This window comes from Bradyrhizobium sp., assembly GCF_035484855.1.
GTDB lineage: Bacteria > Pseudomonadota > Alphaproteobacteria > Rhizobiales > Xanthobacteraceae > Bradyrhizobium.
The window spans coordinates 34,658-54,176 of record NZ_DATHOP010000095.1 but is presented as its reverse complement, the minus strand read 5'-3'; the positions used below and the strand labels follow the sequence as shown (position 1 = coordinate 54,176).

Sequence of the window (19,519 nt, the reverse complement as noted above, 5' to 3'; positions counted from 1 at the left end):
TCTATGCTGGCGGCTTTGCGATGATCGGAACCAGAACGTGGCAAAAACCCTTGTCGTCGATATGCAACGTGGTCGTTCCCTCAAACAGACCGCGCGGGCGGTCGCGGGGATCATCGTGCAGGAACGGTCCGCAGCCCAACAGCTCGTTCTTGAAGTTGGAGAGTTTTGCGCCCGTGATCGCCTGCCAACGATAATCCCTGCCGCGAATGCTCAGGGCGATGCGATATCCTTTTGGCACGACGATCGAGGTCGGCCAGATCTCGATGGCGAGATCGACGGGAGCGCCCGGCTGCAACGGCTGCACCTCGTCATGGCTGTGATAGGGCCGGTAAGCCAGCGACAGGGTTTCGTCGAGCTTGCGGTGCGAGGCGCGCAGCCAGCCCTGCGCCACCGGCGTGTGCGGATCGATCGCGCCGACAAACGTCACCTCGCGCATGTCAGCGGAGAAAACCCGGAACACGGCGAACAGGTCGGCGTCCGCGGTCGAGGAGGAAATTCGCAAATTGGCCGCCAGCGGCCCGGTGATCTCGGTGTCTTCCGTCAACGGCTTCGAGACAAAGGTCAGTCCGTCGCCCATCGCCGCGAAACTGATCTCGGCGTTCTCGGCCGGCGGCTGCAGCGAAAGCGTCTGATCCCTGGGGTCGAGGTAGAATTTGGTCCAGGCCGTGGAGGGCAGCGGCCAATCGGCCTCATGCCGCTCGACGAAGCGATCGACATGGCGGACCTGCAACTGCACCTTCGGTTGCCGCGGCCAGTCATTGGCTTCGCCCTTGAGGTAGAAATCGAAGAAGCGTTTCTGCAAACTGCGGCCGTAGTCGGTGTAGAAATGCGTCCAGTGTTCCAGCCCGTGGCACTCCAGCCATTTCTCTTTCGACGCGGCGCGCACAAAACCTTCGAAATTTCCGCGCGGGTGCAGGCCCTGGCCGCCCCAGTTCGCCGCGGACAACAGCGGCACCGTCACCTTGTCCCAATCCGGTGAACGCGCCTTGTGATAATCGTCGTCGAGCGGATGGGCGAGGATGTCGTCGCCGAAACTGCAGCGGTTGCGTGCCAACTCGTCATCCGACAAGGTCTCGTCGCCGCACACCAGCGCGCCCGTGACCGCGCTACGCGGGCCTCTTTCTCCCAGGCCATATTGCACGGTCTTGACCTGCATGTCGTACCAGTTCGCCCAGAAGGTGGAGAGCATGCCGCCATGGTGGGTCATGTCGCGATACCAGTCGGCCGCACCTTCCCAGATGCACATCGCCTTCAGATGCGGCGGCTGCAATGAGGCCACCTGCCACTGGTTGATGCCGTAATAGGAGATGCCATTGAGCCCGACATTGCCATTCGACCAAGGTTGGACGCCGGCCCATTCGATGCATCGATAGAAGTCGCGCGTCTCGCGGGGCGAGAAATGATCGACATATCCCGGCGATCGGCCGGTGCCGCGCGAGTCGACGCGGATGCAGACGTAGCCATCGGGCACCCATTTTTCCGGATCGACCACTTCCCAGTTCTGATATTTGTTGGTCGAGCCATAAGCGACGTCGGGGTGGCCCGCGATCATGGCCTGCCAGGCGCTCGGATATCCCTGCTGAAAGGCGAGACCTTTGGCGTAGGGGCCGTAGGTCAGGAGCACCGGCCATTTCCCTGCCGCCTTGGGGCGGAACACGTCCGCCCGCAACACCAGGCCGTCGTCCATGACGATCCCGGCGTCCCACTCGATGAGCATGTTGTCCTGCTCGACCGCCTCGGCCATTTCCTCAAGCCCTGGTTCTTTTCTGGCGGCAGTGTTCAGTTTTGCAGGCTATTTATCAATCGAAAAATAATAACGGCGTCGCCCTCGGTCGTGTCGCCGGTTACTCGCCCTTCAGCCGCTGGTCGGCATGGACCCGCACCCGTTCGGCGCCGCGGGTGCCCGCGGGCGACAGCCTCAGCAGGCTCAGCACGGCGCCAATCAGCGCAAAGAAGGCGCCGGCCCACAGCGAAATCCGGGTGCCGTCGCTGGGATAGCGCGCCAGGAACAGCGCCACCAGCGCCGCACCCGTGGTCTGCCCCAACAACCGCGCGGTGCCGAGCATGCCGCTGGCGCCGCCGCTGCGCTCGCGCGGCGCGGCCGCGATCATGGTGCGGTTGTTGGGGGTCTGGAACAGGCCAAAGCCAAAGCCGCTCAGCGCCATCCGCCAGATCACATCGACGAGCGGCGGATCGGCCGGCAACAGCGCCAGCGTGGCGAGGCCTATGGCGAACAGCAAAAGCCCGATGCCGCCCAACAGGCCGGCCGGGTAGCGCTCCATCAATCGTCCCGCCAGCGGTGCCGCGAACGCCACCGCGATCGGCCACGGCGTGATCAGAAGGCCCATCTCGACCGCCGAATAGCCAAACCGGTGTTCGAGATAAAAAGGCAGCGCGACGAAGGCCAGCATCTGGCCGCAGAACGAGGCGATCGAGGTGCCGATCGACAGCGCGAAGATCGGAATCCGCAACAGGTCCACCGGCAGCAGCGGCGAAGTCATGTGGGTCTGCCGGCGCGCCAGCAGGACGCCGGCGACGGCGGCGACCGAGAACTCCGACAGCCAGACGAACGGCACCTCGCCATGGCCGACGCTGTCGATGGCCGCGATGCCGACGCCGAAGGCGATCGCGCTCAGCGCCGCACTTTGCCAGTCGAATGCGTGACTGCCGCGCGTGGTGTGCGGCAGGCAGCGCCAGCCCAGCGTGAAGGCGGCGATCCCGATCGGAATATTGATGGCGAACAGCCAGGGCCAGGTTCCGACCGCCAGGATGGCGGCGGCCACCGTCGGCCCGACCGCCGCCGAGATCGCGACCACCAGCGCATTGATGCCGATGCCGCGACCGAGCAAAGCGCGCGGATAGGTGAAGCGCACCAGCGCCGCATTGACGCTCATGATCCCCGCGGCGCCAAACCCCTGCACGATGCGCGCGACGGTCAGCAGCAGTAGCGTGTGCGACAGCGCGCAGAACAGCGAGGCGAGGGTGAACAGCACGAGCCCCGCCAGATAGACCCGGCGATAGCCGATGATTTCGCCGAGCGAGGCCAGCGGCAACAGCGAGATCGTGATCGCGAGCTGATAGCCGTTGACGATCCAGATCGAAAAGGCGGGACTGGCGTCGAGGTCGGTCGCGATCGTGGGCAGCGCGACATTGGCGATGGCGCCGTCGACCACCGCCAGGATGAGCCCGAGCGCAATCGTCAGGATGGCCCAATTGCGCTGCGGCTTGGGCAGGCCATCGGCATGCTCGATGACGGATGATGACATTGGGTAGGCGGCTCCAGTCCTGGCATCGACTGGCTACCGCAATCCCGGACAGGCCGCTACGTGCAACTGCGAGGGGCTGGTGTGGTTCTGGCCAGGCTGGCCCGCTTGATGGGTGTTCCGGAAAGTTTGCTCTCAGCCTTCGCCGAGCAGCTCGTTGATGCGGCGCTGCAGCTGGCGCTTTTTCTTCTCGCTTCTGCGCAGGCGCTCCTCGAGATCGGAGACCGGCAGCTCGTAAGGCTGCTCCGAGGAAAAGGCGACGCCGACGAAGTTGTCGCGCCACCACACCACCTTGGCGAGGAAGGAGCGGCCCTTGCGCGCGATCGTCAGCGACAGCTTCTCTTTCGGCAGCCTGACGACGTTGCTGAATTCGATGTGCGCGCCGTTGTCCGAGATGTTGCGCACCACGCAATCCCGTTTTTCGCCATGCCCGTCGATCTCGGCGACGCCGCCGAAAATCACCTTGTCGCGCGTGCTCTGGCGTCGATCCAGCATCGTTCCACTCCTTGTCAAGAGGGGCACCATACCCCGCTTCATCGCCGGCGAAAGACCGGGGGGGCCGAAATGCCGCGTTAACGTAAACCGATCGACGCCCGAACGATCGGGATTTTGAGGGATTTGAAGGGGAGCGGAGGCCTATGCCGCCGCGGGCCGGCCCGGCCTTGCGCCCTCATAAGCACGCCATCATTGTCTGGAATGACTGGAAAATCTGTCCCCATATCGAGCGCGGCCTTGCGGCAAACAGAACGACGATGCGAACGAGGATAGTCCTGCGTGCCGCGCTTGGCGTCGCGGCAGCGATCATTTTGACGCCCGCCGTGGCGGAGGACACAGCGCCGGCCAAGACCAACGTCGCGCGGCCGAGCGTGGAGGAACTGGCCACGCCCCCGGAGGGCGGTCGCGAAACCGATACCCGCGAGGCGATGTGCCTGATGATCGAATCGGCGGCGCGGGCCAACGATCTGCCGCTGGAATTCTTCGCCCGCGTGATCTGGCAGGAGAGCCGCTTTCAATCCGACGCGGTCGGCCCGCTCACCCGCAACGGGCAGCGCGCGCAGGGCATCGCGCAGTTCATGCCGGGCACCGCCAGCGAGCGGCGGCTGCTCGATCCCTTCGATCCGGTGCAAGCGCTGCCGAAATCGGCGGAATTCTTGAGCGAATTGCGCAGCCAGTTCGGCAATCTCGGACTGGCGGCGGCCGCCTACAATGCCGGCCCGCGCCGGGTGCAGGAATGGCTCGCAGGAACAGGCGCGATGCCGCAGGAGACGCGCAATTACGTCAGCGCGATCACCGGCAGCAGCGTCGACGATTGGGCCAGGGCGGGCATTACAGCGAAAATGCCGGACCGTGCGCCGCATTCGAGTTGCCGCGAATTGATGGCGCTGCTCCGGCGCGCGCCGAACTCCTTCGTCACCGAGCTGGAACAGCATGTGCAACTCGCCGCAGCGAAATTGTGGGGCGTGCAGCTCGCCGCCGGCTTCGACCGCGACAAGGCGCTCGCGATGTATGCCCGCGCCATGTCGCGGTTGCGCGGTGTGATCGGTGACCAGGACCCGAGCCTGCTGAGCTCGATGATGCGCAACCGCGGCACCCGCACCTTCTACCAGGTGCGGATCGGCGCCGACACGCGGCCTGCAGCGGACGATCTCTGCAACCGCATCCGGCGTGCCGGTGGGGCGTGCTTTGTGCTGAAAAACATGCGGGGATGAACAGGCGTGTCGCCTGCGACGAATGGCTGATGCCGGCTGGCAAATGGTGGGTGGGCTGATACTCTTGAGACCAATCAAAAAAACCAGGGAGTAACGGCATGAATTCGCGTACAAGACCGGCCTTGATCGGTTGCCTCGGCATCGTGGCCGCGATGGCGGCCGCGCCGGTTGCGCGCGCGGAGTTTCCGACGCATCCGATCAAGCTCGTCATTCCCTATGCCGCGGGCGGGCCGACGGATATTTTTGGCCGGATGCTGGCCGAATATCTCGGCCGAGACCTCAAGCAGACGGTGATCGTCGAGAACAAGGGCGGTGCGCAAGGCGCCATCGCCGCCGAAATGGTCGCGCGCTCCGATCCCGATGGCTACACGCTGTTCGGCACCTCCGGTTCGGTCATCGTGCTCAATCCCTTGCTGTACAAGAAACTGCCCTACGATCCTGCCAGGGATTTGCGCGTGCTGGCGCTGGTGACGGACGTGCCGGTGGTGCTTTGCGTCAATCCGTCGCTGCCGGTGAAGACGGTCGCCGAATTCGTCGCCTATGCCAAACAAAACCCCGGCAAGCTCAATTTCGGCTCCTCCGGAACCGGGAGCTTTACGCATCTCGCCGCCGAGATGTTCAAGCAGATGGCCGGCATCCAGATGACCCATGTCCCCTACAAGGGGGCGGCTCCGGCGCTGACCGACGTCATGTCGGGCAACATCCAGCTGATGTTTGAATCGGTCTCTACCGCGCTGCCGCTGATACAATCCGGAAAGCTGCGGCCGCTTGGCATCGGCTCTGTACAGCGGCACCCGGCTCTCCCCGATGTTCCGACCATTGCGGAAAGCGGCTACGGCGGATATTTCGTCAGTGTCTGGAACGGACTTGCCGTCCCTGCGGGATTGCCGGATGACGTGACGCGGATCCTGACCGATAGTCTCGATCGGGTGATGAATGACGAAGGTTTTCGGGCGGCGATCGAGAAGGTCGGGTTTACGGCGCTCCGTCCGCGCAGTCCGGCTGACATCGGCGAGTTCATGGCGGCCGAGCGTGTCAGGTGGTCGGGCGTGATAAAATCGCAAAATTTAACATTGGACTGAAACCATGGTGCGAGAGAGTGAAATCCGCGAGGGCGAACTCGCCGTCGAGACGCCGCCGCCGCGCGACGCCGGCCTCGTCTTCATCGGCCGCATCCGCACGCCCTGGACCTCACGGCTGGAGGCCCCGCGGCAGGGGCGTCATGACGGCCCGGTCTGCCGGCTCGAAATCTTCGAGCCCTGGGTGCCGGCGCTGAAGGGCGTCGATTTCTACTCGAACCTCGAAGTGATTTACTGGCTGCACCTGTCGCGCCGCGATCTGGTGCTGCAGTCACCGAAGAACAACAAGTCGACGCGCGGCACGTTCTCGCTGCGCTCCCCGGTGCGGCCGAATCCGATCGGCACCTCGATCGTCAAGCTGGTCGGGATCGAAGGCTCGACGGTATTGGTGCGCGGGCTCGATTGCCTCGACGAGACGCCGCTGCTCGACCTGAAACCGGATCGCTGCGAATTCACCCCGCTGGCGCCGCCGCAAGCCGGCGATTTCGAGACGGAGTGAGGACCCCCTCCGTCATTGCGAGGAGCGAAGCGACGAAGCAATCCATGGACCCGCAAAGAAAGAATGGATTGCTTCGCTTCGCTCGCAATGACGGTGGTATGTGACGCAACTACCCTAGCGCCGCCTTCAGCTTCGCCGCATTCGCTTCCAGCACCTTGCCGTCTTCCTTCCGGCTCGCCGGCGCCAACAGCGGCGTGCCTTCGTGGCGCGGCATCACGTGCAAGTGCAAATGAAACACCACCTGTCCGCCGGCGGGTTCGTTGAATTGCTGGATGGTGATGCCGTCCGCGTCGAAAGCCTTCATCGCGGCCGCTGCGATCTTGTGGGCGGCGCGCGCGACATGGGCGTAGTCGTCGGGCGAAATATCCAGGATGTTGCGGGCAGGCGCCTTCGGAATCACCAGCGTATGGCCGGGACAGCGCGGCATGATGTCGAGGAAGGCCAGCACATGGTCGTCCTCATAGACCTTGTAGCTCGGGAATTCGCCGCGCAGGATCTTTGCGAAGGGGTTTTGCGGATCGTAGGCAGGCATGGCGGCTCCCGAATGTTTTCTTGGCTCAGGACGGTTCGTCAGTCTTGCGGAACGGGCCGTGCTCGGCAAGCTCGCGTCCGGCTTCCGCCACATAGGCGCGCTCGCGCCTGAGATAGTCCGAGATCGCGCGGCGCAGATCGGGGTCGGCGATGTAATGCGCCGAATAAGTGGTTTGCGGCAGATAGCCGCGCGCGATCTTGTGTTCGCCTTGCGCGCCGGCCTCGACCGTCTTCAGGCCGCGCCGAATGGCGAAATCGATCGCCTGGTAATAGCAGACCTCGAAATGCAGGAACGGATGATGCTCGATCGCGCCCCAGTTGCGGCCGAACAGCGTATCGGAGCCGATGAAATTGATAGCGCCGGCGATCCAGCGCCCGTTGCGCCTGGCCATGACCAGCAGCACGTCCTTGGCCATGCTCTCGCCGATCAGCGAGAAGAACGTGCGCGTGAGATACGGCCGGCCCCATTTGCGTGAGCCGGTCTCCATGTAAAAGGCAAAAAAGGCGTCCCAGGCATCCTCCGTGATGTCGCTGCCGGTGAGCGCGTGGATCGTGATGCCGTTCGCCACCGCCTCGCGCCGCTCGCGCTTGATCGCCTTGCGGTGGCGCGAGTTCAGGGTGGCGAGGAAATCGTCAAAGCTGCCAAATCCCAGGTTGTGCCAGTGGAATTGCTGATCGGTGCGCTGCAGGAAGCCGTGGGTGGCGAGGAATTTCCATTCGGCTTCGGGCGCAAAGGTCACATGAACAGATGATGCCTTGGTCGCCTCGCACAGCGCCACCAGTCCAGCGGCGAGCATGGTGCCGACGCGCTCGCGGTCCATGCCATCGCGGATCAAAAGGCGTGGGCCGGTTGCGGGGGTAAAGGGAACCGAAGCCTGCAGCTTTGGATAATAGCGGCCGCCGGCGCGCTCATAGGCATCGGCCCAGCCGCGGTCGAACACGTATTCGCCTTGCGAATGCGATTTCAGAAAGCAGGGCACGAGTCCGACGATCTCGCCGTCGAGCCGGGAGAGGAGATGCCGCGGCCCCCATCCGGTCCGCGCCACGGCCGAGCCTGAGGCTTCCAGGCTTGAGAAAAATGCATGGGAAACAAAGGGGTTATAAGGTGCTTTTGATCCAGCGCAGGAAACGTCCGCGGTATCGGATGAAGCAAGCCGGTCGAGGCCGTGGATGCTGTCTGCTGGCACCGCCGGATTGGCGCAGGCATCCCAATCCGCAGCCGGTACCTGGCTGACGGATGAGACGGCCTCGAGCGTTATTTCGGATGAATCCATCGACGATTTGTACCGGTCACGCGTTACGGTCGGCCATTGGCCACGCATCCGATGACGAATGCAAAGGATGACGAATGCGTTGAACCAATGCAAAGATCGTGCATTGCAGCGATGACTTCAAGGGCGTGCGCAGGTACCTCAGGTTCCCGGCACAAACCCTTCAAAGATCATCTGATCCGTGTAGCGGGCGGAGCGGGCGCGCTGCTCGGGCGTGCGCACCGTCCACGTCAATAGCGGCAGGCCGAACAAATTGCGGGCGATCCAGGGCGCTACGGCGGGCAACTCGTCGACCCAATAGGCAACAAAATGCGGCCGGGTGCGGAAGGCGTGGCGCAGATGGGTCATGCCCTGGCGCTGGGCGGGCGTCGCCTCCGGCCAATCGGCCGCATCATAGGTGCTTTCAGCGACGATGCCGCGCGGCAGCGCCGGCATGATTTCGCGCAACGCCAGCACCTGATCCGGGTCGAACGACATGCCGACCGCCGGCCCTGAATAGGATGCGAGCACCTCGGCCATCCGCTTCACCAGCCTGCGGTCGCCGTCGAAATGGCTTTTCATCTCGATCACCAGCGGCACGCGGCCTGCGACCAGCGCGCAGAGATCGGCCAGCGACATCATCCGCTCCTCGGTGTCCTTGAATTTGACCGCTTTGAGCTCGGCCGCCGTCTTTTCCTTGAGCGCGCCGCTCGCCTCGGTGAGGCGGCCGAGTTCGTCGTCATGATGCACCATCGCCTCGCCATCGGCGGTGAGCTGGATGTCGCATTCGATGCCGAAACGGCCGGCGATCGCGGCCTGCGCCGCACCCGGCATGTTCTCGATGATGCCGCGGGCGCGATCGTGCAGGCCGCGATGGGCCACCGGCCGAGCCGTCAGCCAGGCGGGTGCGCGCATGCGGCGCGCTCCGCTTCAGGAAACCTCGAATATCCCTTCGACCTCGACCGCGGCATCGGCGGGCAGGGAGGCGACACCGACGGTGGTGCGGGCATGGCGGCCCTTGTCCCCGAAGGCCGCGACCATCAAATCGGATGCGCCGTTCAGCACTTTCGGTCCCTCGAGAAAATCCGGTGCCGAATTGACAAAGCCGCCGAGCCGGACCACGCGTACCACCTTGTCGAGGTCGCCCAAGGCTGCCTTGACCTGCGCCAACAGGTTGATGGCGCAACCGCGCGCGGCGGCGTTGCCTTGTTCGGTGGTGACGCCGGCCCCTAACTTGCCCTTGGCGATCAGCTTGCCCTGTGGGTCGAAGCAAACCTGCCCCGAGACAAACAGCAGGTTTCCCGAGCGCACGAAACCGACATAGTTCGCCACCGGGCTTGGCGCCTGATGCAGGACCACGCCTTCTGCCGCCAGTTTCTGCTCGACCGTACCCGCCATGTTTCGTCCCCGTTTGATGTAAGCGCCCGAGCGATATCCGATCGGGAACGCTTTGTTTCGCGCATCGCGACGGCACATGCAAGAGAGCGCGGCTCGGCACTGAAATGCCAAAAAACAGGGCTTGCGGTCGGCCGATTCCTACTTTTTCGTGAAGCGGACCTAGTTGCGGCGCAATAGCGCGATGAATAAGGTCGGGATTCACAGCGCATTTCACAGGGAAGACACATGGTGAGCCGGTTTCGGATTCCGCATTCCCGATTGGTGCTGCTGGCGATCGCCGCCGTCGCCGCGGGATGGGGGATGGCCGCAGGGCAGGCGAGGGCCGCTGCGACCACCGCGTTCCTGCCGCATCAGGCGCTCTACGACCTCAGCCTGGTCAAGTCGCGCGGTTCGGCCTCGATCGACAGCGCGCGCGGGCGCATCCTCTATAATTTCTCCGGCAGTCCTTGCGAGGGCTATACTTCCGAATTCCGCCAGGTCTCGGAACTGAGCAGCGGCGAGGGCAGCGTGACGCTGAGCGACCTGCGCTCGACCTCGTGGGAAGATGCCGACGGCAAGAGCTATCGTTTCAAGGTCGACTCCCGCATGAACGATACCGATTCCAGTTCGGTCGACGGGATCGCCGAGCGCGACGGCGACCACATCACCGTCAAGCTGAAGCAGCCGGAAGCCAAGACGTTTACCCTCGACGGCTCAACCGTGTTTCCGACCGAGCAGATCCGGCGCATCATCGCAGCCGCCAGGGAAGGAAAATCCTTGCTCGAACTGACGGTCTTCGACGGCTCCGACAATGGCGAGAAGGTCTATTACACGATGAGCGTGATCGGCCAGCCGATCCCCGGCGACCGGACCACGCCCTCGCCCGATCCCTCCACCACCAACGACCAGATGAAATCGCTGACGCGCTGGCCGGTCACGGTGACCTACTACGATCGCGACGCCAAGGCCACGGACGGCGAGCAGACGCCGATCTATGCGATGTCGTTCGAGCTGTTCGAGAACGGCGTCTCCCGCGCGCTGGTGCTCGACTATAATGATTTCGTGGTGTCGGGCGCGCTCGGCAAGTTCGACGTCAAGGACGCCAAGCCGTGTAAGTGACGGCGCGGACGTAGTCCGCGCTGTCATTGCGAGCCAACGGGTCGGCGCCAAGCGCCGCCCGATGACAGGCTCCGCGAAGCAATCCATAGCTGCTGCGGAGACGAAGAAGCGTGGATTGCTTCGTCGCAAGGGCTCCTCGCAATGACGGTGGTGGCTGCACTACTCCGCCTTCTCCGGCCCCTCATAGGAGATCCCCCGGATCACGGCGGCCTGGCCGAACTTCTTGCGCAAATCGTCGATCGCGCGTTCGGCGTGGGCCGAGCGGCGGTCGAGCATATCGGTGTCGTCGGCTTGCGAACCCGGCCGCAGCGCGCTGACGCCGGCGCCCATCAGGCGGAACGACGTGCCGTCGATTTCCTTGGCCAACATTTCCCGGGTGATGGCGAAGATCTTCGCCGCCAATTGCGTCGGCGCCTGGATCGATTGCGAGCGGGTACGCTGCCTGAAATCGGCGGTCTTCAGTTTCAGCGTAATGGTCGAGCCCGAAAGTTCGCCGCTCTTCAGCCGCGCCGATACTTTCTCCGACAGCCGCCACAGCATCCGCTCCAGCGTGGCAAAATCGCGGATGTCGTTTTCAAAGGTGGTCTCGCTTGAAATGGTCTTGGCGCCGCGATCGGGCACCACGCGGCGATCGTCGATGCCGCGCGCCAGCCGCCACAGCCTGCGCCCTTCGCCGGCAAATTGCTTCATCAACTCGATTTCGTCGGCGCGCTGCAGGTCGGCGATGGTACGAAAGCCGCGCTGGATCAGCCTTTCCTGGGTCGCCGGTCCGACGCCGAAGATAAAGCCGACCGGCTTTTCGGCGAGCATCGCGCAGGCTTGCTCCTGGTCCAGCGCCGCAAACCCGCGCGGCTTGTCGAGGTCGGAAGCGATCTTGGCGAGGAATTTGTTGCAGGACAGGCCGACCGATACCGTGATGCCGATTCCGCGCTCGACCTCGCGGGCAAACCGCGCCAATACCTTGGCCGGGATCATGCCATGCACGCGCTGGGTGCCGGCCAGATCGAGAAAGGCCTCGTCGATCGAGAGCGGCTCGACCAGCGGCGTCAGCGCCTGCATGGCGTGGCGCACCTCGCGGCCGACCCGGACATATTTTGCCATGTCGGGCCGGATCACGGCGGCCTGCGGGCACAGCGCTAAGGCCTTGAACATCGGCATCGCCGAGCGCACCCCAAAAGTGCGGGCGATGTAGCAGGCGGCCGAGACCACGCCGCGCTTGCCGCCGCCGATGATGACGGGCTTGTCGGCGATATCTGGGTTGTCGCGCTTTTCGACGGTGGCGTAGAAGGCGTCGCAGTCGATATGGGCAAGCGTCAGCGAGGGCAGTGCGTGGTGCCGAACCAGCCGGGGCGAGCCGCATTCGCGGCATCGCCGCACCGTGAAGTCCAGATCATGGAGGCAGTCCCGGCAGAAGCAGGTCGGTCCCTCCACGGCTGGCGCGGTAGCGTTCACGGCACATCGCGCTCCCATTTCGGATCGTTCAGGGCCTGATGCGCGGCCGCGATGTTGGTCGGATGAAGTTGCGAGACGCTCGCAAAGGCTTTCACGGTTGCGTCATCCCGCATCACGAAGTCCAGCACGCTGGCGAGAAAGCGCGGGTCGGCGGCGGCATGACGCAGCGTCTCCGGACCCAACCCGCTTTCGGCCAGGAACAATCCCAGCCGCTCGGCGTCGCCGGCAATGAAGGAAAGCGCCTGAACCGCAACGATTTCAGCAACTTCCCGGGGGTTTCGAACAGGCTTCTTCAAGCGCGATATTTGCCTTTCGCTAACTTATGGTCTCTATTTTGGGAGCCATCATGCCCGAGTCTGCGGAATGTGTTCAAGCAAGTGGAAACCACTTCGCACAAAGATGGCATGCGAGCTTAACGGGTTAGAGCGAATCTGGCGCTAGTTTGAATTCACTTTTTGACACGCCCGATGACGGCGCCGATGCGCCGCATTCCGGGCCTATAGCTTGCGGAGGGGAGGGACGGGATGGCGAAAACCGTCCTGATCGTGGAGGACAACGAGCTGAACATGAAGCTCTTTCGCGATCTGTTGGAAGCGCACGGCTACAAGACCTCCGGCACCTCCAACGGTTTCGAGGCGCTCGACCTCGTGCGCAAGCTGCGTCCCGATCTGATCCTGATGGATATCCAGCTCCCGCAGGTGTCCGGCCTTGAGGTGACGCGCTGGATCAAGGACGATCCGGAGCTGCGCTCGATCCCGGTGGTGGCCGTCACCGCATTTGCCATGAAAGGTGACGAGGAACGCATCCGCGAGGGCGGCTGCGAGGCGTATTTGTCGAAGCCGATCTCGGTCGGCAAATTCATTGAAACGGTCCGACGGTTTATCGGGTAAGGGGAATTTCGATGTCCGCGCGCATTCTGGTCGTCGATGATGTCGCTGCCAACGTCAGGCTGTTGGAGGCACGGCTGTCGGCCGAGTATTTCGATGTGCTGACGGCGTCCAACGGCGCGGAGGCGCTTTCGATCTGCGCCCGCGCCGAATGCGATATCATCCTGCTCGACGTGATGATGCCGGACATGGACGGTTTCGAAGTTTGCCGCCGGCTGAAATCCAATCCGGCGACCCATTTCATTCCGGTGGTGATGGTCACCGCACTCGACAGCCCGGCCGACCGCGTGCGCGGGCTCGAGGCCGGCGCCGACGATTTCCTGACCAAGCCGGTGTCCGACATCGTGCTGATCGCGCGGGTGCGCTCGCTGACGCGGCTGAAGATGATGACCGACGAGCTGCGGATGCGCGCGATCACCTCGCTCGAGATCGGCGTGCAGGCGCCGGAGCGCAGTGCGGTGGCCGATACCGGACGGGGCGGCCGCATCCTTCTGGTCGACGACCGGCCGTCGTCCTATGAACGGCTGGCGCCGGTGCTCGCCACCGAGCACACCGTCGACGTCGAGACCAATCCGGCCGAAGCGGTGTTTCACGCCGCCGACGGCAATTACGATCTCTTGATCGTCTCGCTCGGGCTCGACAATTTCGACGGCCTCCGGCTATGCAGCCAGGCGCGCTCGCTGGAGCGAACCCGCCAGGTGCCGATCCTCGCCATTGCCGATGCCGACAACAATGCCCGCCTGCTGCGCGGGCTCGAGATCGGCGTCAACGATTACCTGTTGCGCCCGGTCGACAAGAACGAATTACTGGCACGGGCCCGCACCCAGATCCGCAAGCGCCGCTACACCGACCATCTGCGCGACAACGTGCAGAACTCGATCGAGATGGCGATCACCGACGCGCTGACCGGCCTGCATAACCGCCGCTACATGGAAAGCCATCTCGGCACGCTCGCCGAACAGGCCGCGAGCCGGGGCAAGCCGCTGGCGCTGATGATGCTCGACATCGACTTCTTCAAGTCGATCAACGACAGTTACGGCCACGACGCCGGCGACGACGTGCTGCGCGAATTCGCCGTCCGGGTCCGCAAATCGATCCGCGGCATCGATCTCGCCTGCCGCTACGGAGGCGAGGAATTCGTCATCGTGATGCCGGAAACCGACCTGCATGTCGCTGGCATGGTGGCGGAACGGCTGCGCCGCTCGATCGCCGGCGAGCCGTTTTCGGTCAACAAGGGAGCCAAACGCATCGAGGTCACGATCTCGATCGGGCTCTCGACGCTGGAGCTGAAGGGCGAATCGGTCGCCGACGTGCTCAAGCGCGCCGACACCGCGCTCTACCGCGCCAAGCATGACGGCCGCAACCGCGTGGTGGCGCAGGCGGCTTAATCCGCCCTTCCTGCCCAAAGCTTGATGAATTCAGGTCCGGGCTGAGGCTTTTGTGGCCGGACAACAAAAATATCGAAAACAACCCCATGCAAAGTAGCCGATGGCGGCCCCCTTGCTGGAAAGAAGTCTGTAACGGCCACCTTTTTCACCCCGCATCGGCCCGGCGTAGGGGTCCCCGCTTTCGCGGAGACGACGTCGAAATGCGGTCGCCAACCTCGACCCCCGCATTCCTGAGCAATACGATGGCCGCCTGCTTCGCGGCGACTGCCATCGACGGATCGTTGTGAACGAGATCGGCGGCGATCGCGCCATCGACCAGAAGCTGCAGCTGCGTCGCAACGCGGTCCGGGTCGGTGGCACCGATCTGCCTGAGCAGCTCGCGGAAGCGGGCGCGGCGGCCGTCCTTGAAGGCGGTCGCGATCTTGCGCACCGCGTGATCCTCCGCGCCGAGCTCGGTCACCGCATTGACGAACGGACAACCGCGAAAATCTTTTGCCCCAAAGCGCCGCTCCAGCGCATCGAAGGTGCCGATGATCTGTTCGACCGGCGGCTTGTCGGAGGGCGGCAGGGTGACGGACCGGCGCGCGAGGTAGGCCTTGATCAACTCTTCCTTGGAGGGAAAGTGGTTGTAGAGCGTGCGCTTGGAGATGCCGATCTCGGCGGCGACCGTATCGACGCCGATGGCGCGAATGCCGTGCAGATAGAACAGCCGGTCGGCGGTATCGAGAATCCGCTGCTTCATGTCGGGTTTTACGGGTGACGGCATGATTACACAGACCTGTGTTATTCGGGCTTGACAAGGCCGGCGGCTTTACCTTAGTTACACAGATCGGTGTAATCAAGCTCGATTCCGACAGCAGGCCTAAGGCTTTCGAGCCAGCCTTGGCAACGGAGAACAAAAAATGACCCTGCTGCGAACGCTTCGTCCCGCGCTTCCGATCCTGATCGGCGCCTCGCTGATGCTGTCCCTGAGCATGGGCCTGCGCCAGAGCCTCGGCATCTTCCTGCAACCCCTGACCCACGACGTCGGGATCTCGGTCTCCGATTTCACCCTGGCGATTGCCGTGCAAAATCTCGCCTGGGGTTTCCTGCAACCGTTCGCCGGTGCGCTGACGGTCCGCTACGGCTTTCGCCCTATCATGATGGTGGGCGCGCTACTCTACATCGCGGGCCTGGTCATGATGGCCGGCGCGCAGGGTCTTCTCGGCGTCATGCTGGGCGCCGGGGTGTTGATCGGGATGTCGCTGGCCTGCACGGCGGCAGCGATCGCGATGTCGGTTGCGGCGCGCGCGGTGCCTGCCGGCGTGCGCAGCACGGTGCTCGGCATCGTCTCGGCGGCGGGTTCACTTGGGGCGCTGTTGTCGGCGCCGATCGGGCAGGTGCTCAATCAGGATTTCGGCTGGCGGACCGGCCTCGCAGGCTTCGTCGTGCTGTCGGTGGCGCTATTGCCGGCGGCCTGGTTCGCGGGCCGGGTCGACAGGGTGCCGTTGCCGCCGCGCGCGCCCGACCAGATCGCCGATACGTCGGCCGCCGTGGCCGCCAAAATCGCCTTCGGCAACGCCTCCTTCGTGGTGATGACCTGCGCCTATTTCGTCTGCGGCATGCAGCTTGTCTTCATCACCACGCATCTGCCGTCCTATCTCGCCATCTGCGGCATGGACCCGATGCTGAGCGCGCAGACGCTCGGCGTGATCGGCGGCTTCAACGTGCTCGGCAGCCTGTTCTTCGGCTGGGCCGGCCAGCGCTGGAACAAGCTGGCGCTGCTCGGCGGCATCTACGTGTTCCGCTCGCTGGCGCTGGCCTGGTACTTCATGCTGCCGCCGACGCCGGAAACCACGCTGTTGTTCGGCGCGATGATGGGCTTCCTTTGGCTCGGCGTCGGCCCGCTCGTGGCGGGCGCGGTCGCCGAACTGTTCGGGCTGCAATGGCAGGCGATGATCCAGGGGCTCGCCTTCATCAGCCACCAGCTCGGCAGCTTTATAGGCGCATACGGAGGAGGCCTGATCTACGACGCGCTCGGTTCCTACGATCTGGCCTGGCGGATCGGGGTCTCGCTGGGGCTCGCGGCCGGCATCATCCAGGTCGCGTTCGCGCTCATAAAACCGTCGGCGCCGCCGATGCTGAAGACCGCCTGAGACGTCGCCTGCGTTCCCCGGATGCGGCGCAGCGCGCCGCACTTGCGGCGTGGTGCGCTGCTGATCCGGGGTCCAATGCTGCGTCGATGGGTCCCGGTTCTGCGGCGCGTCGTGAAGAACGCTGCGCCGCGTCCGGGACACGGTATCGGCGCAAATGAAAACGGGGCCGTAAAGGCCCCGTTCAAGTCAGTAACGTCCGCGATTTTACTTGATCTTGGATTCGCGGAATTCGACGTGCTTGCGCGCGACCGGATCGTACTTCTTCTTGACCAGCTTGTCGGTCATGGTGCGCGAATTCTTCTTGGCGACGTAATAGAAGCCGGTGTCCGCCGAGGAAACGAGCTTGACCTTGATGGTGACCGCTTTGGCCATGTGAGGACCTCAAAAATCCGGGAAAATTGGGCGCCGGCCGGACCGGCCTGCATTTGCCGCGCAACCTAGCCTCTGACAGTCCAAAGTCAAGGTTTTGAGTTCAAATAACCGCGCGATTTCCGAGGATTGAGGCTGAAAACAAGGTGGTTTTCAGCCTTGCGCCGGCCGGCCTTCAGCGTCGACGGAACCCGTGTTAGAGCGTTTGGCAATCACGCTGCGGCGGCAAGTGCGGGCGTGCCGCTGTTTGCGCTACAAAAACGGGCAAGGGAGAGACGTCATGGGCTTTTACGAAAAGAGCGCGGTCAAAATCCATTTTGAAGAGGCCGGTTCCGGCTTCCCGTTGCTGCTGATCGCGGGCGGGGGACTGAATTCGACGATCGCGGGCATCACCGGCACCTATCCGCCCTTCAAGGCGTTCGAGGAGTTCAAGAACGAGTACCGCTGCATCGCCTTCGACCTGCGCAACGCCAACCCCGGCCAGTCCACAGGCCCGCTCGAGCTCGATCGTCCCTGGGATTCGCACACCGATGACCAGCTCAGCCTGATGGACCATCTCGGCATCGACAAGTTCATGGTCATGGGATTCTGCATCGGCGGACCCCTGATCTGGAACCTGCTGCGGCGGGCGCAGAATCGCATCGTCGCGGCGGTGCTGGCGCAGCCGAGCGGGTCGCGTCCGGAGATGCGCGACCTGTTCTACGACAACAACATGAAGGGATGGGCGCCGGACCTCGTCAAACGCCGGCCCGACCTCACGATGGAGATGGCCGAGAAATTCCTGACCCGGATGTATCGCACCAACCCCGATTTCGTCTTCACGGTGACGCGCGACTTCGTGCGCAACTGCCAGACGCCGGTCCTGATCCTGCCCGACGATGTTCCCGCGCATCCCTACGCGGTCGCGATGGAAACGGCGATGCTCGCGCCGAACGCGGAAGTCAGCCTGTTCCCGTGGAAGGAGCCCAAGGAACGGATCCCGCTGGTGGTGCGACAGATCCGTTCCTTCCTGCGGGCGCACCGTCCGGCCTAGGCTTCGAAGAAGCGGTTCTTCGGCCGCGGCAGGCCGAGGTTCTCGCGCAAGGTCTTGCCCTCGTACTCCCGGCGGAAGATTTCGCGCTTCTGCAGCTCAGGCACGACCTTGTCGACGAAATCGTCGAGGCCCGCGGGCAGGAACGGGAACATGATATTAAAACCGTCGCAGCCGCGGCTGGTCAGCCATTCCTCCATCTGGTCGGCGATGGTTGAGGCCGTGCCGACGAACGACAGCCCGCCATAGCCGCCGACGCGCTGCGCCAGCTGACGCACCGTCAGCTTGTCGCGCGCGGCGGCATCGACCAGGCGCTGGCGGCCGCTCTTGCTCGCATTGGTTTCCGGGATCGGCGGCAATTGTCCGTCGGGATCAAAGCTGGAGGCGTCGGTGCCGAGCTGCACCGAGAGCGAAGCGATCGCGCTGTCGTAATGCACGCGGCTGTCGAGCAGCGCGCGCTTTTCCTTGGCCTCCTCGACGCTGTCGCCGACCACGACGAAGGCGCCGGGCAGGATTTTCAGATGCTCGGGGTTGCGGCCGACCTTTTCCATCCGGTCCTTGATGTCCGCATAGAATTTTTGGCCGTCGGCAAGAGGTCCGCCGCCGGTGAACACGGCCTCCGCCGTCTCCGCCGCGAGCTGCCGGCCGTCGTCGGACGCGCCGGCCTGGACGATAACGGGCCAGCCCTGCACCGGGCGGGCGATGTTGAGCGGGCCGCGCACCTTCAGATATTTGCCCTTGTGGTCGAGCACATGCATCTTGGCGGGATCGAAATAAAGCCCGGCTTCGACGTCCCGCACAAACGCGTCGTCAGCAAAGGAATCCCACAGGCCGGTGACGACGTCATAGAACTCGCGCGCGCGCCTGTAGCGCTCGGCATGCTCCATGTGATCGTCCATGCCGAAATTCAGCGCCGCGTCCGGGTTTGAGGTGGTGACGATGTTCCACCCGGCACGGCCGCCGCTGATATGGTCGAGCGAAGCAAAGCGGCGGGCGACATGATAGGGCGCGTCGAACGTGGTCGAGCCGGTCGCGATCAGGCCGATGTGTTCGGTCGCGCCCGCCAGCGCCGACAACAGCGTGAACGGCTCGAACGAAGTCACGGTGTGGCTGCGTTTCAAGGCGTTGACCGGCATGTTGAGCACGGCCAGATGGTCGGCCATGAAGAAGGCGTCGAATTTTCCCGCCTCCAGTTTTTGGATCAGCTGCTTGATATGGCCAAAATTGAAATTGGCGTCCGGCCAGGCGCCGGGATAACGCCAGGCGCCGGTGTGGATAGAGACCGGCCGCATGAAGGCGCCGAGCCTGAGTTGACGCTTTGCCATGAATTCGTTTCCGCGGTGATGTTGTCGAAAACACATAGGCACAGAGTGCACTTGTGCCATCGCTCAGTTTACGAATAATTATTCTGTTTTTTGGTCTCCATCGAGA

Annotated in this window: 20 protein-coding genes; 8 read left to right on the top strand and 12 right to left on the bottom strand. The window is 63.8% G+C overall.

What is annotated here, in order from left to right; translation table 11 throughout:
- Window position 1: 1 nt before the first annotated feature.
- The 3 genes from VK804_RS10955 to VK804_RS10945 form a co-directional block, all read right to left on the bottom strand.
- Window positions 2-1,744: a CocE/NonD family hydrolase gene (locus VK804_RS10955; protein ID WP_325370823.1), complete on the bottom strand. Its 1,743-nt coding sequence runs from the start codon at window positions 1,742-1,744 to the stop codon at window positions 2-4.
- Between the two features lie 100 nt (window positions 1,745-1,844).
- Window positions 1,845-3,266 carry an MFS transporter gene (locus VK804_RS10950; RefSeq protein ID WP_325370822.1) on the bottom strand — a complete coding sequence of 474 codons (1,422 nt, stop codon included), beginning with the start codon at window positions 3,264-3,266 and terminating at the stop codon, window positions 1,845-1,847.
- A gap of 132 nt (window positions 3,267-3,398) precedes the next feature.
- Window positions 3,399-3,758: a PilZ domain-containing protein gene (locus VK804_RS10945; protein WP_325370821.1), complete on the bottom strand. Its 360-nt coding sequence runs from the start codon at window positions 3,756-3,758 to the stop codon at window positions 3,399-3,401.
- A gap of 257 nt (window positions 3,759-4,015) precedes the next feature.
- Here VK804_RS10945 and VK804_RS10940 point away from each other — a divergent pair, with 257 nt between their 5' ends.
- The 3 genes from VK804_RS10940 to tsaA all read left to right on the top strand — a co-directional run bounded on the left by VK804_RS10940 (window position 4,016) and on the right by tsaA (window position 6,550).
- The gene (locus VK804_RS10940; protein WP_325370820.1) at window positions 4,016-4,972 is read left to right on the top strand and encodes a lytic transglycosylase domain-containing protein; all 957 of its coding nucleotides are present in this window, start codon (window positions 4,016-4,018) and stop codon (window positions 4,970-4,972) included.
- Between the two features lie 98 nt (window positions 4,973-5,070).
- The gene (locus VK804_RS10935; protein WP_325370819.1) at window positions 5,071-6,054 is read left to right on the top strand and encodes a tripartite tricarboxylate transporter substrate binding protein; all 984 of its coding nucleotides are present in this window, start codon (window positions 5,071-5,073) and stop codon (window positions 6,052-6,054) included.
- A 4-nt stretch (window positions 6,055-6,058) separates the two neighbouring features.
- The gene (tsaA, locus tag VK804_RS10930; protein WP_325370818.1) at window positions 6,059-6,550 is read left to right on the top strand and encodes a tRNA (N6-threonylcarbamoyladenosine(37)-N6)-methyltransferase TrmO; all 492 of its coding nucleotides are present in this window, start codon (window positions 6,059-6,061) and stop codon (window positions 6,548-6,550) included.
- 109 nt (window positions 6,551-6,659) lie between these two features.
- Here tsaA and VK804_RS10925 read toward each other — a convergent pair whose 3' ends face one another.
- The 4 genes from VK804_RS10925 to VK804_RS10910 form a co-directional block, all read right to left on the bottom strand.
- Window positions 6,660-7,082 (bottom strand): HIT domain-containing protein, encoded by a 423-nt coding sequence (locus tag VK804_RS10925; protein WP_325370817.1) that lies wholly within the window; start codon window positions 7,080-7,082, stop codon window positions 6,660-6,662.
- Window positions 7,083-7,107: 25 nt separating this feature from the next.
- Complete coding sequence (locus VK804_RS10920; protein ID WP_325370816.1) at window positions 7,108-8,355, bottom strand: GNAT family N-acetyltransferase; 1,248 nt, start codon at window positions 8,353-8,355, stop codon at window positions 7,108-7,110.
- 138 nt (window positions 8,356-8,493) lie between these two features.
- On the bottom strand, window positions 8,494-9,246 hold the full coding sequence (locus VK804_RS10915) for a glycerophosphodiester phosphodiesterase (RefSeq protein ID WP_325370815.1): 753 nt from the start codon (window positions 9,244-9,246) through the stop codon (window positions 8,494-8,496).
- A 15-nt stretch (window positions 9,247-9,261) separates the two neighbouring features.
- Window positions 9,262-9,729: a RidA family protein gene (locus VK804_RS10910; protein WP_325370814.1), complete on the bottom strand. Its 468-nt coding sequence runs from the start codon at window positions 9,727-9,729 to the stop codon at window positions 9,262-9,264.
- 225 nt (window positions 9,730-9,954) lie between these two features.
- Here VK804_RS10910 and VK804_RS10905 point away from each other — a divergent pair, with 225 nt between their 5' ends.
- A complete protein-coding gene (locus tag VK804_RS10905) occupies window positions 9,955-10,827 on the top strand; it encodes a cell envelope integrity EipB family protein (RefSeq protein WP_414642752.1) in 873 nt (290 codons plus the stop codon).
- A gap of 159 nt (window positions 10,828-10,986) precedes the next feature.
- On the opposite strand, the gene VK804_RS10900 is transcribed toward VK804_RS10905, so the two are convergent.
- Both VK804_RS10900 and VK804_RS10895 read right to left on the bottom strand, forming a co-directional pair.
- Entirely contained in the window at window positions 10,987-12,297 is a 1,311-nt protein-coding gene (locus VK804_RS10900) for a DNA polymerase IV (protein WP_325370813.1), read from the bottom strand.
- The gene (locus tag VK804_RS10895; protein WP_325370812.1) at window positions 12,276-12,575 is read right to left on the bottom strand and encodes a DUF3572 domain-containing protein; all 300 of its coding nucleotides are present in this window, start codon (window positions 12,573-12,575) and stop codon (window positions 12,276-12,278) included. The genes VK804_RS10900 and VK804_RS10895 overlap by 22 nt, the downstream gene beginning before the upstream one ends.
- 228 nt (window positions 12,576-12,803) lie before the next feature.
- Here VK804_RS10895 and VK804_RS10890 point away from each other — a divergent pair, with 228 nt between their 5' ends.
- Complete coding sequence (locus VK804_RS10890) at window positions 12,804-13,169, top strand: response regulator (RefSeq protein WP_325370811.1); 366 nt, start codon at window positions 12,804-12,806, stop codon at window positions 13,167-13,169.
- 11 nt (window positions 13,170-13,180) lie between these two features.
- Complete coding sequence (locus tag VK804_RS10885) at window positions 13,181-14,554, top strand: PleD family two-component system response regulator (RefSeq protein ID WP_325370810.1); 1,374 nt, start codon at window positions 13,181-13,183, stop codon at window positions 14,552-14,554.
- Between the two features lie 145 nt (window positions 14,555-14,699).
- On the opposite strand, the gene VK804_RS10880 is transcribed toward VK804_RS10885, so the two are convergent.
- Complete coding sequence (locus VK804_RS10880) at window positions 14,700-15,320, bottom strand: TetR/AcrR family transcriptional regulator (protein WP_325370809.1); 621 nt, start codon at window positions 15,318-15,320, stop codon at window positions 14,700-14,702.
- A gap of 136 nt (window positions 15,321-15,456) precedes the next feature.
- Here VK804_RS10880 and VK804_RS10875 point away from each other — a divergent pair, with 136 nt between their 5' ends.
- A complete protein-coding gene (locus tag VK804_RS10875) occupies window positions 15,457-16,689 on the top strand; it encodes an MFS transporter (RefSeq protein WP_325370808.1) in 1,233 nt (410 codons plus the stop codon).
- Between the two features lie 204 nt (window positions 16,690-16,893).
- Here the strand turns inward: VK804_RS10875 and rpmG are convergent, their stop codons facing one another.
- Complete coding sequence (gene rpmG, locus VK804_RS10870; RefSeq protein ID WP_045008041.1) at window positions 16,894-17,061, bottom strand: 50S ribosomal protein L33; 168 nt, start codon at window positions 17,059-17,061, stop codon at window positions 16,894-16,896.
- Window positions 17,062-17,338: 277 nt separating this feature from the next.
- Between rpmG and VK804_RS10865 the strand changes: the two genes are divergently transcribed.
- The gene (locus VK804_RS10865) at window positions 17,339-18,091 is read left to right on the top strand and encodes an alpha/beta fold hydrolase (RefSeq protein ID WP_325370807.1); all 753 of its coding nucleotides are present in this window, start codon (window positions 17,339-17,341) and stop codon (window positions 18,089-18,091) included.
- On the opposite strand, the gene VK804_RS10860 is transcribed toward VK804_RS10865, so the two are convergent.
- Window positions 18,088-19,413: an LLM class flavin-dependent oxidoreductase gene (locus VK804_RS10860; RefSeq protein ID WP_325370806.1), complete on the bottom strand. Its 1,326-nt coding sequence runs from the start codon at window positions 19,411-19,413 to the stop codon at window positions 18,088-18,090. The two genes, VK804_RS10865 and VK804_RS10860, sit on opposite strands and share 4 nt — an antisense overlap.
- Window positions 19,414-19,519 lie beyond the last annotated feature (106 nt).

Coding starts and splice junctions, on each gene's coding strand:
- VK804_RS10890 (WP_325370811.1), top strand. CDS start 12,804: ATGGCGAAAACCGTCCTGATCGTGGAGGACAACGAGCTGAACATGAAG.
- VK804_RS10915 (WP_325370815.1), bottom strand. CDS start 9,246: ATGCGCGCACCCGCCTGGCTGACGGCTCGGCCGGTGGCCCATCGCGGC.
- VK804_RS10945 (WP_325370821.1), bottom strand. CDS start 3,758: ATGCTGGATCGACGCCAGAGCACGCGCGACAAGGTGATTTTCGGCGGC.
- VK804_RS10860 (WP_325370806.1), bottom strand. CDS start 19,413: ATGGCAAAGCGTCAACTCAGGCTCGGCGCCTTCATGCGGCCGGTCTCT.
- VK804_RS10885 (WP_325370810.1), top strand. CDS start 13,181: ATGTCCGCGCGCATTCTGGTCGTCGATGATGTCGCTGCCAACGTCAGG.
- VK804_RS10905 (WP_414642752.1), top strand. CDS start 9,955: ATGGTGAGCCGGTTTCGGATTCCGCATTCCCGATTGGTGCTGCTGGCG.
- VK804_RS10955 (WP_325370823.1), bottom strand. CDS start 1,744: ATGGCCGAGGCGGTCGAGCAGGACAACATGCTCATCGAGTGGGACGCC.
- VK804_RS10950 (WP_325370822.1), bottom strand. CDS start 3,266: ATGTCATCATCCGTCATCGAGCATGCCGATGGCCTGCCCAAGCCGCAG.
- VK804_RS10880 (WP_325370809.1), bottom strand. CDS start 15,320: ATGCCGTCACCCGTAAAACCCGACATGAAGCAGCGGATTCTCGATACC.
- VK804_RS10900 (WP_325370813.1), bottom strand. CDS start 12,297: ATGGGAGCGCGATGTGCCGTGAACGCTACCGCGCCAGCCGTGGAGGGA.
- VK804_RS10940 (WP_325370820.1), top strand. CDS start 4,016: ATGCGAACGAGGATAGTCCTGCGTGCCGCGCTTGGCGTCGCGGCAGCG.
- tsaA (WP_325370818.1), top strand. CDS start 6,059: ATGGTGCGAGAGAGTGAAATCCGCGAGGGCGAACTCGCCGTCGAGACG.
- VK804_RS10925 (WP_325370817.1), bottom strand. CDS start 7,082: ATGCCTGCCTACGATCCGCAAAACCCCTTCGCAAAGATCCTGCGCGGC.
- VK804_RS10875 (WP_325370808.1), top strand. CDS start 15,457: ATGACCCTGCTGCGAACGCTTCGTCCCGCGCTTCCGATCCTGATCGGC.
- VK804_RS10920 (WP_325370816.1), bottom strand. CDS start 8,355: ATGGATTCATCCGAAATAACGCTCGAGGCCGTCTCATCCGTCAGCCAG.
- VK804_RS10910 (WP_325370814.1), bottom strand. CDS start 9,729: ATGGCGGGTACGGTCGAGCAGAAACTGGCGGCAGAAGGCGTGGTCCTG.
- VK804_RS10935 (WP_325370819.1), top strand. CDS start 5,071: ATGAATTCGCGTACAAGACCGGCCTTGATCGGTTGCCTCGGCATCGTG.
- VK804_RS10865 (WP_325370807.1), top strand. CDS start 17,339: ATGGGCTTTTACGAAAAGAGCGCGGTCAAAATCCATTTTGAAGAGGCC.
- rpmG (WP_045008041.1), bottom strand. CDS start 17,061: ATGGCCAAAGCGGTCACCATCAAGGTCAAGCTCGTTTCCTCGGCGGAC.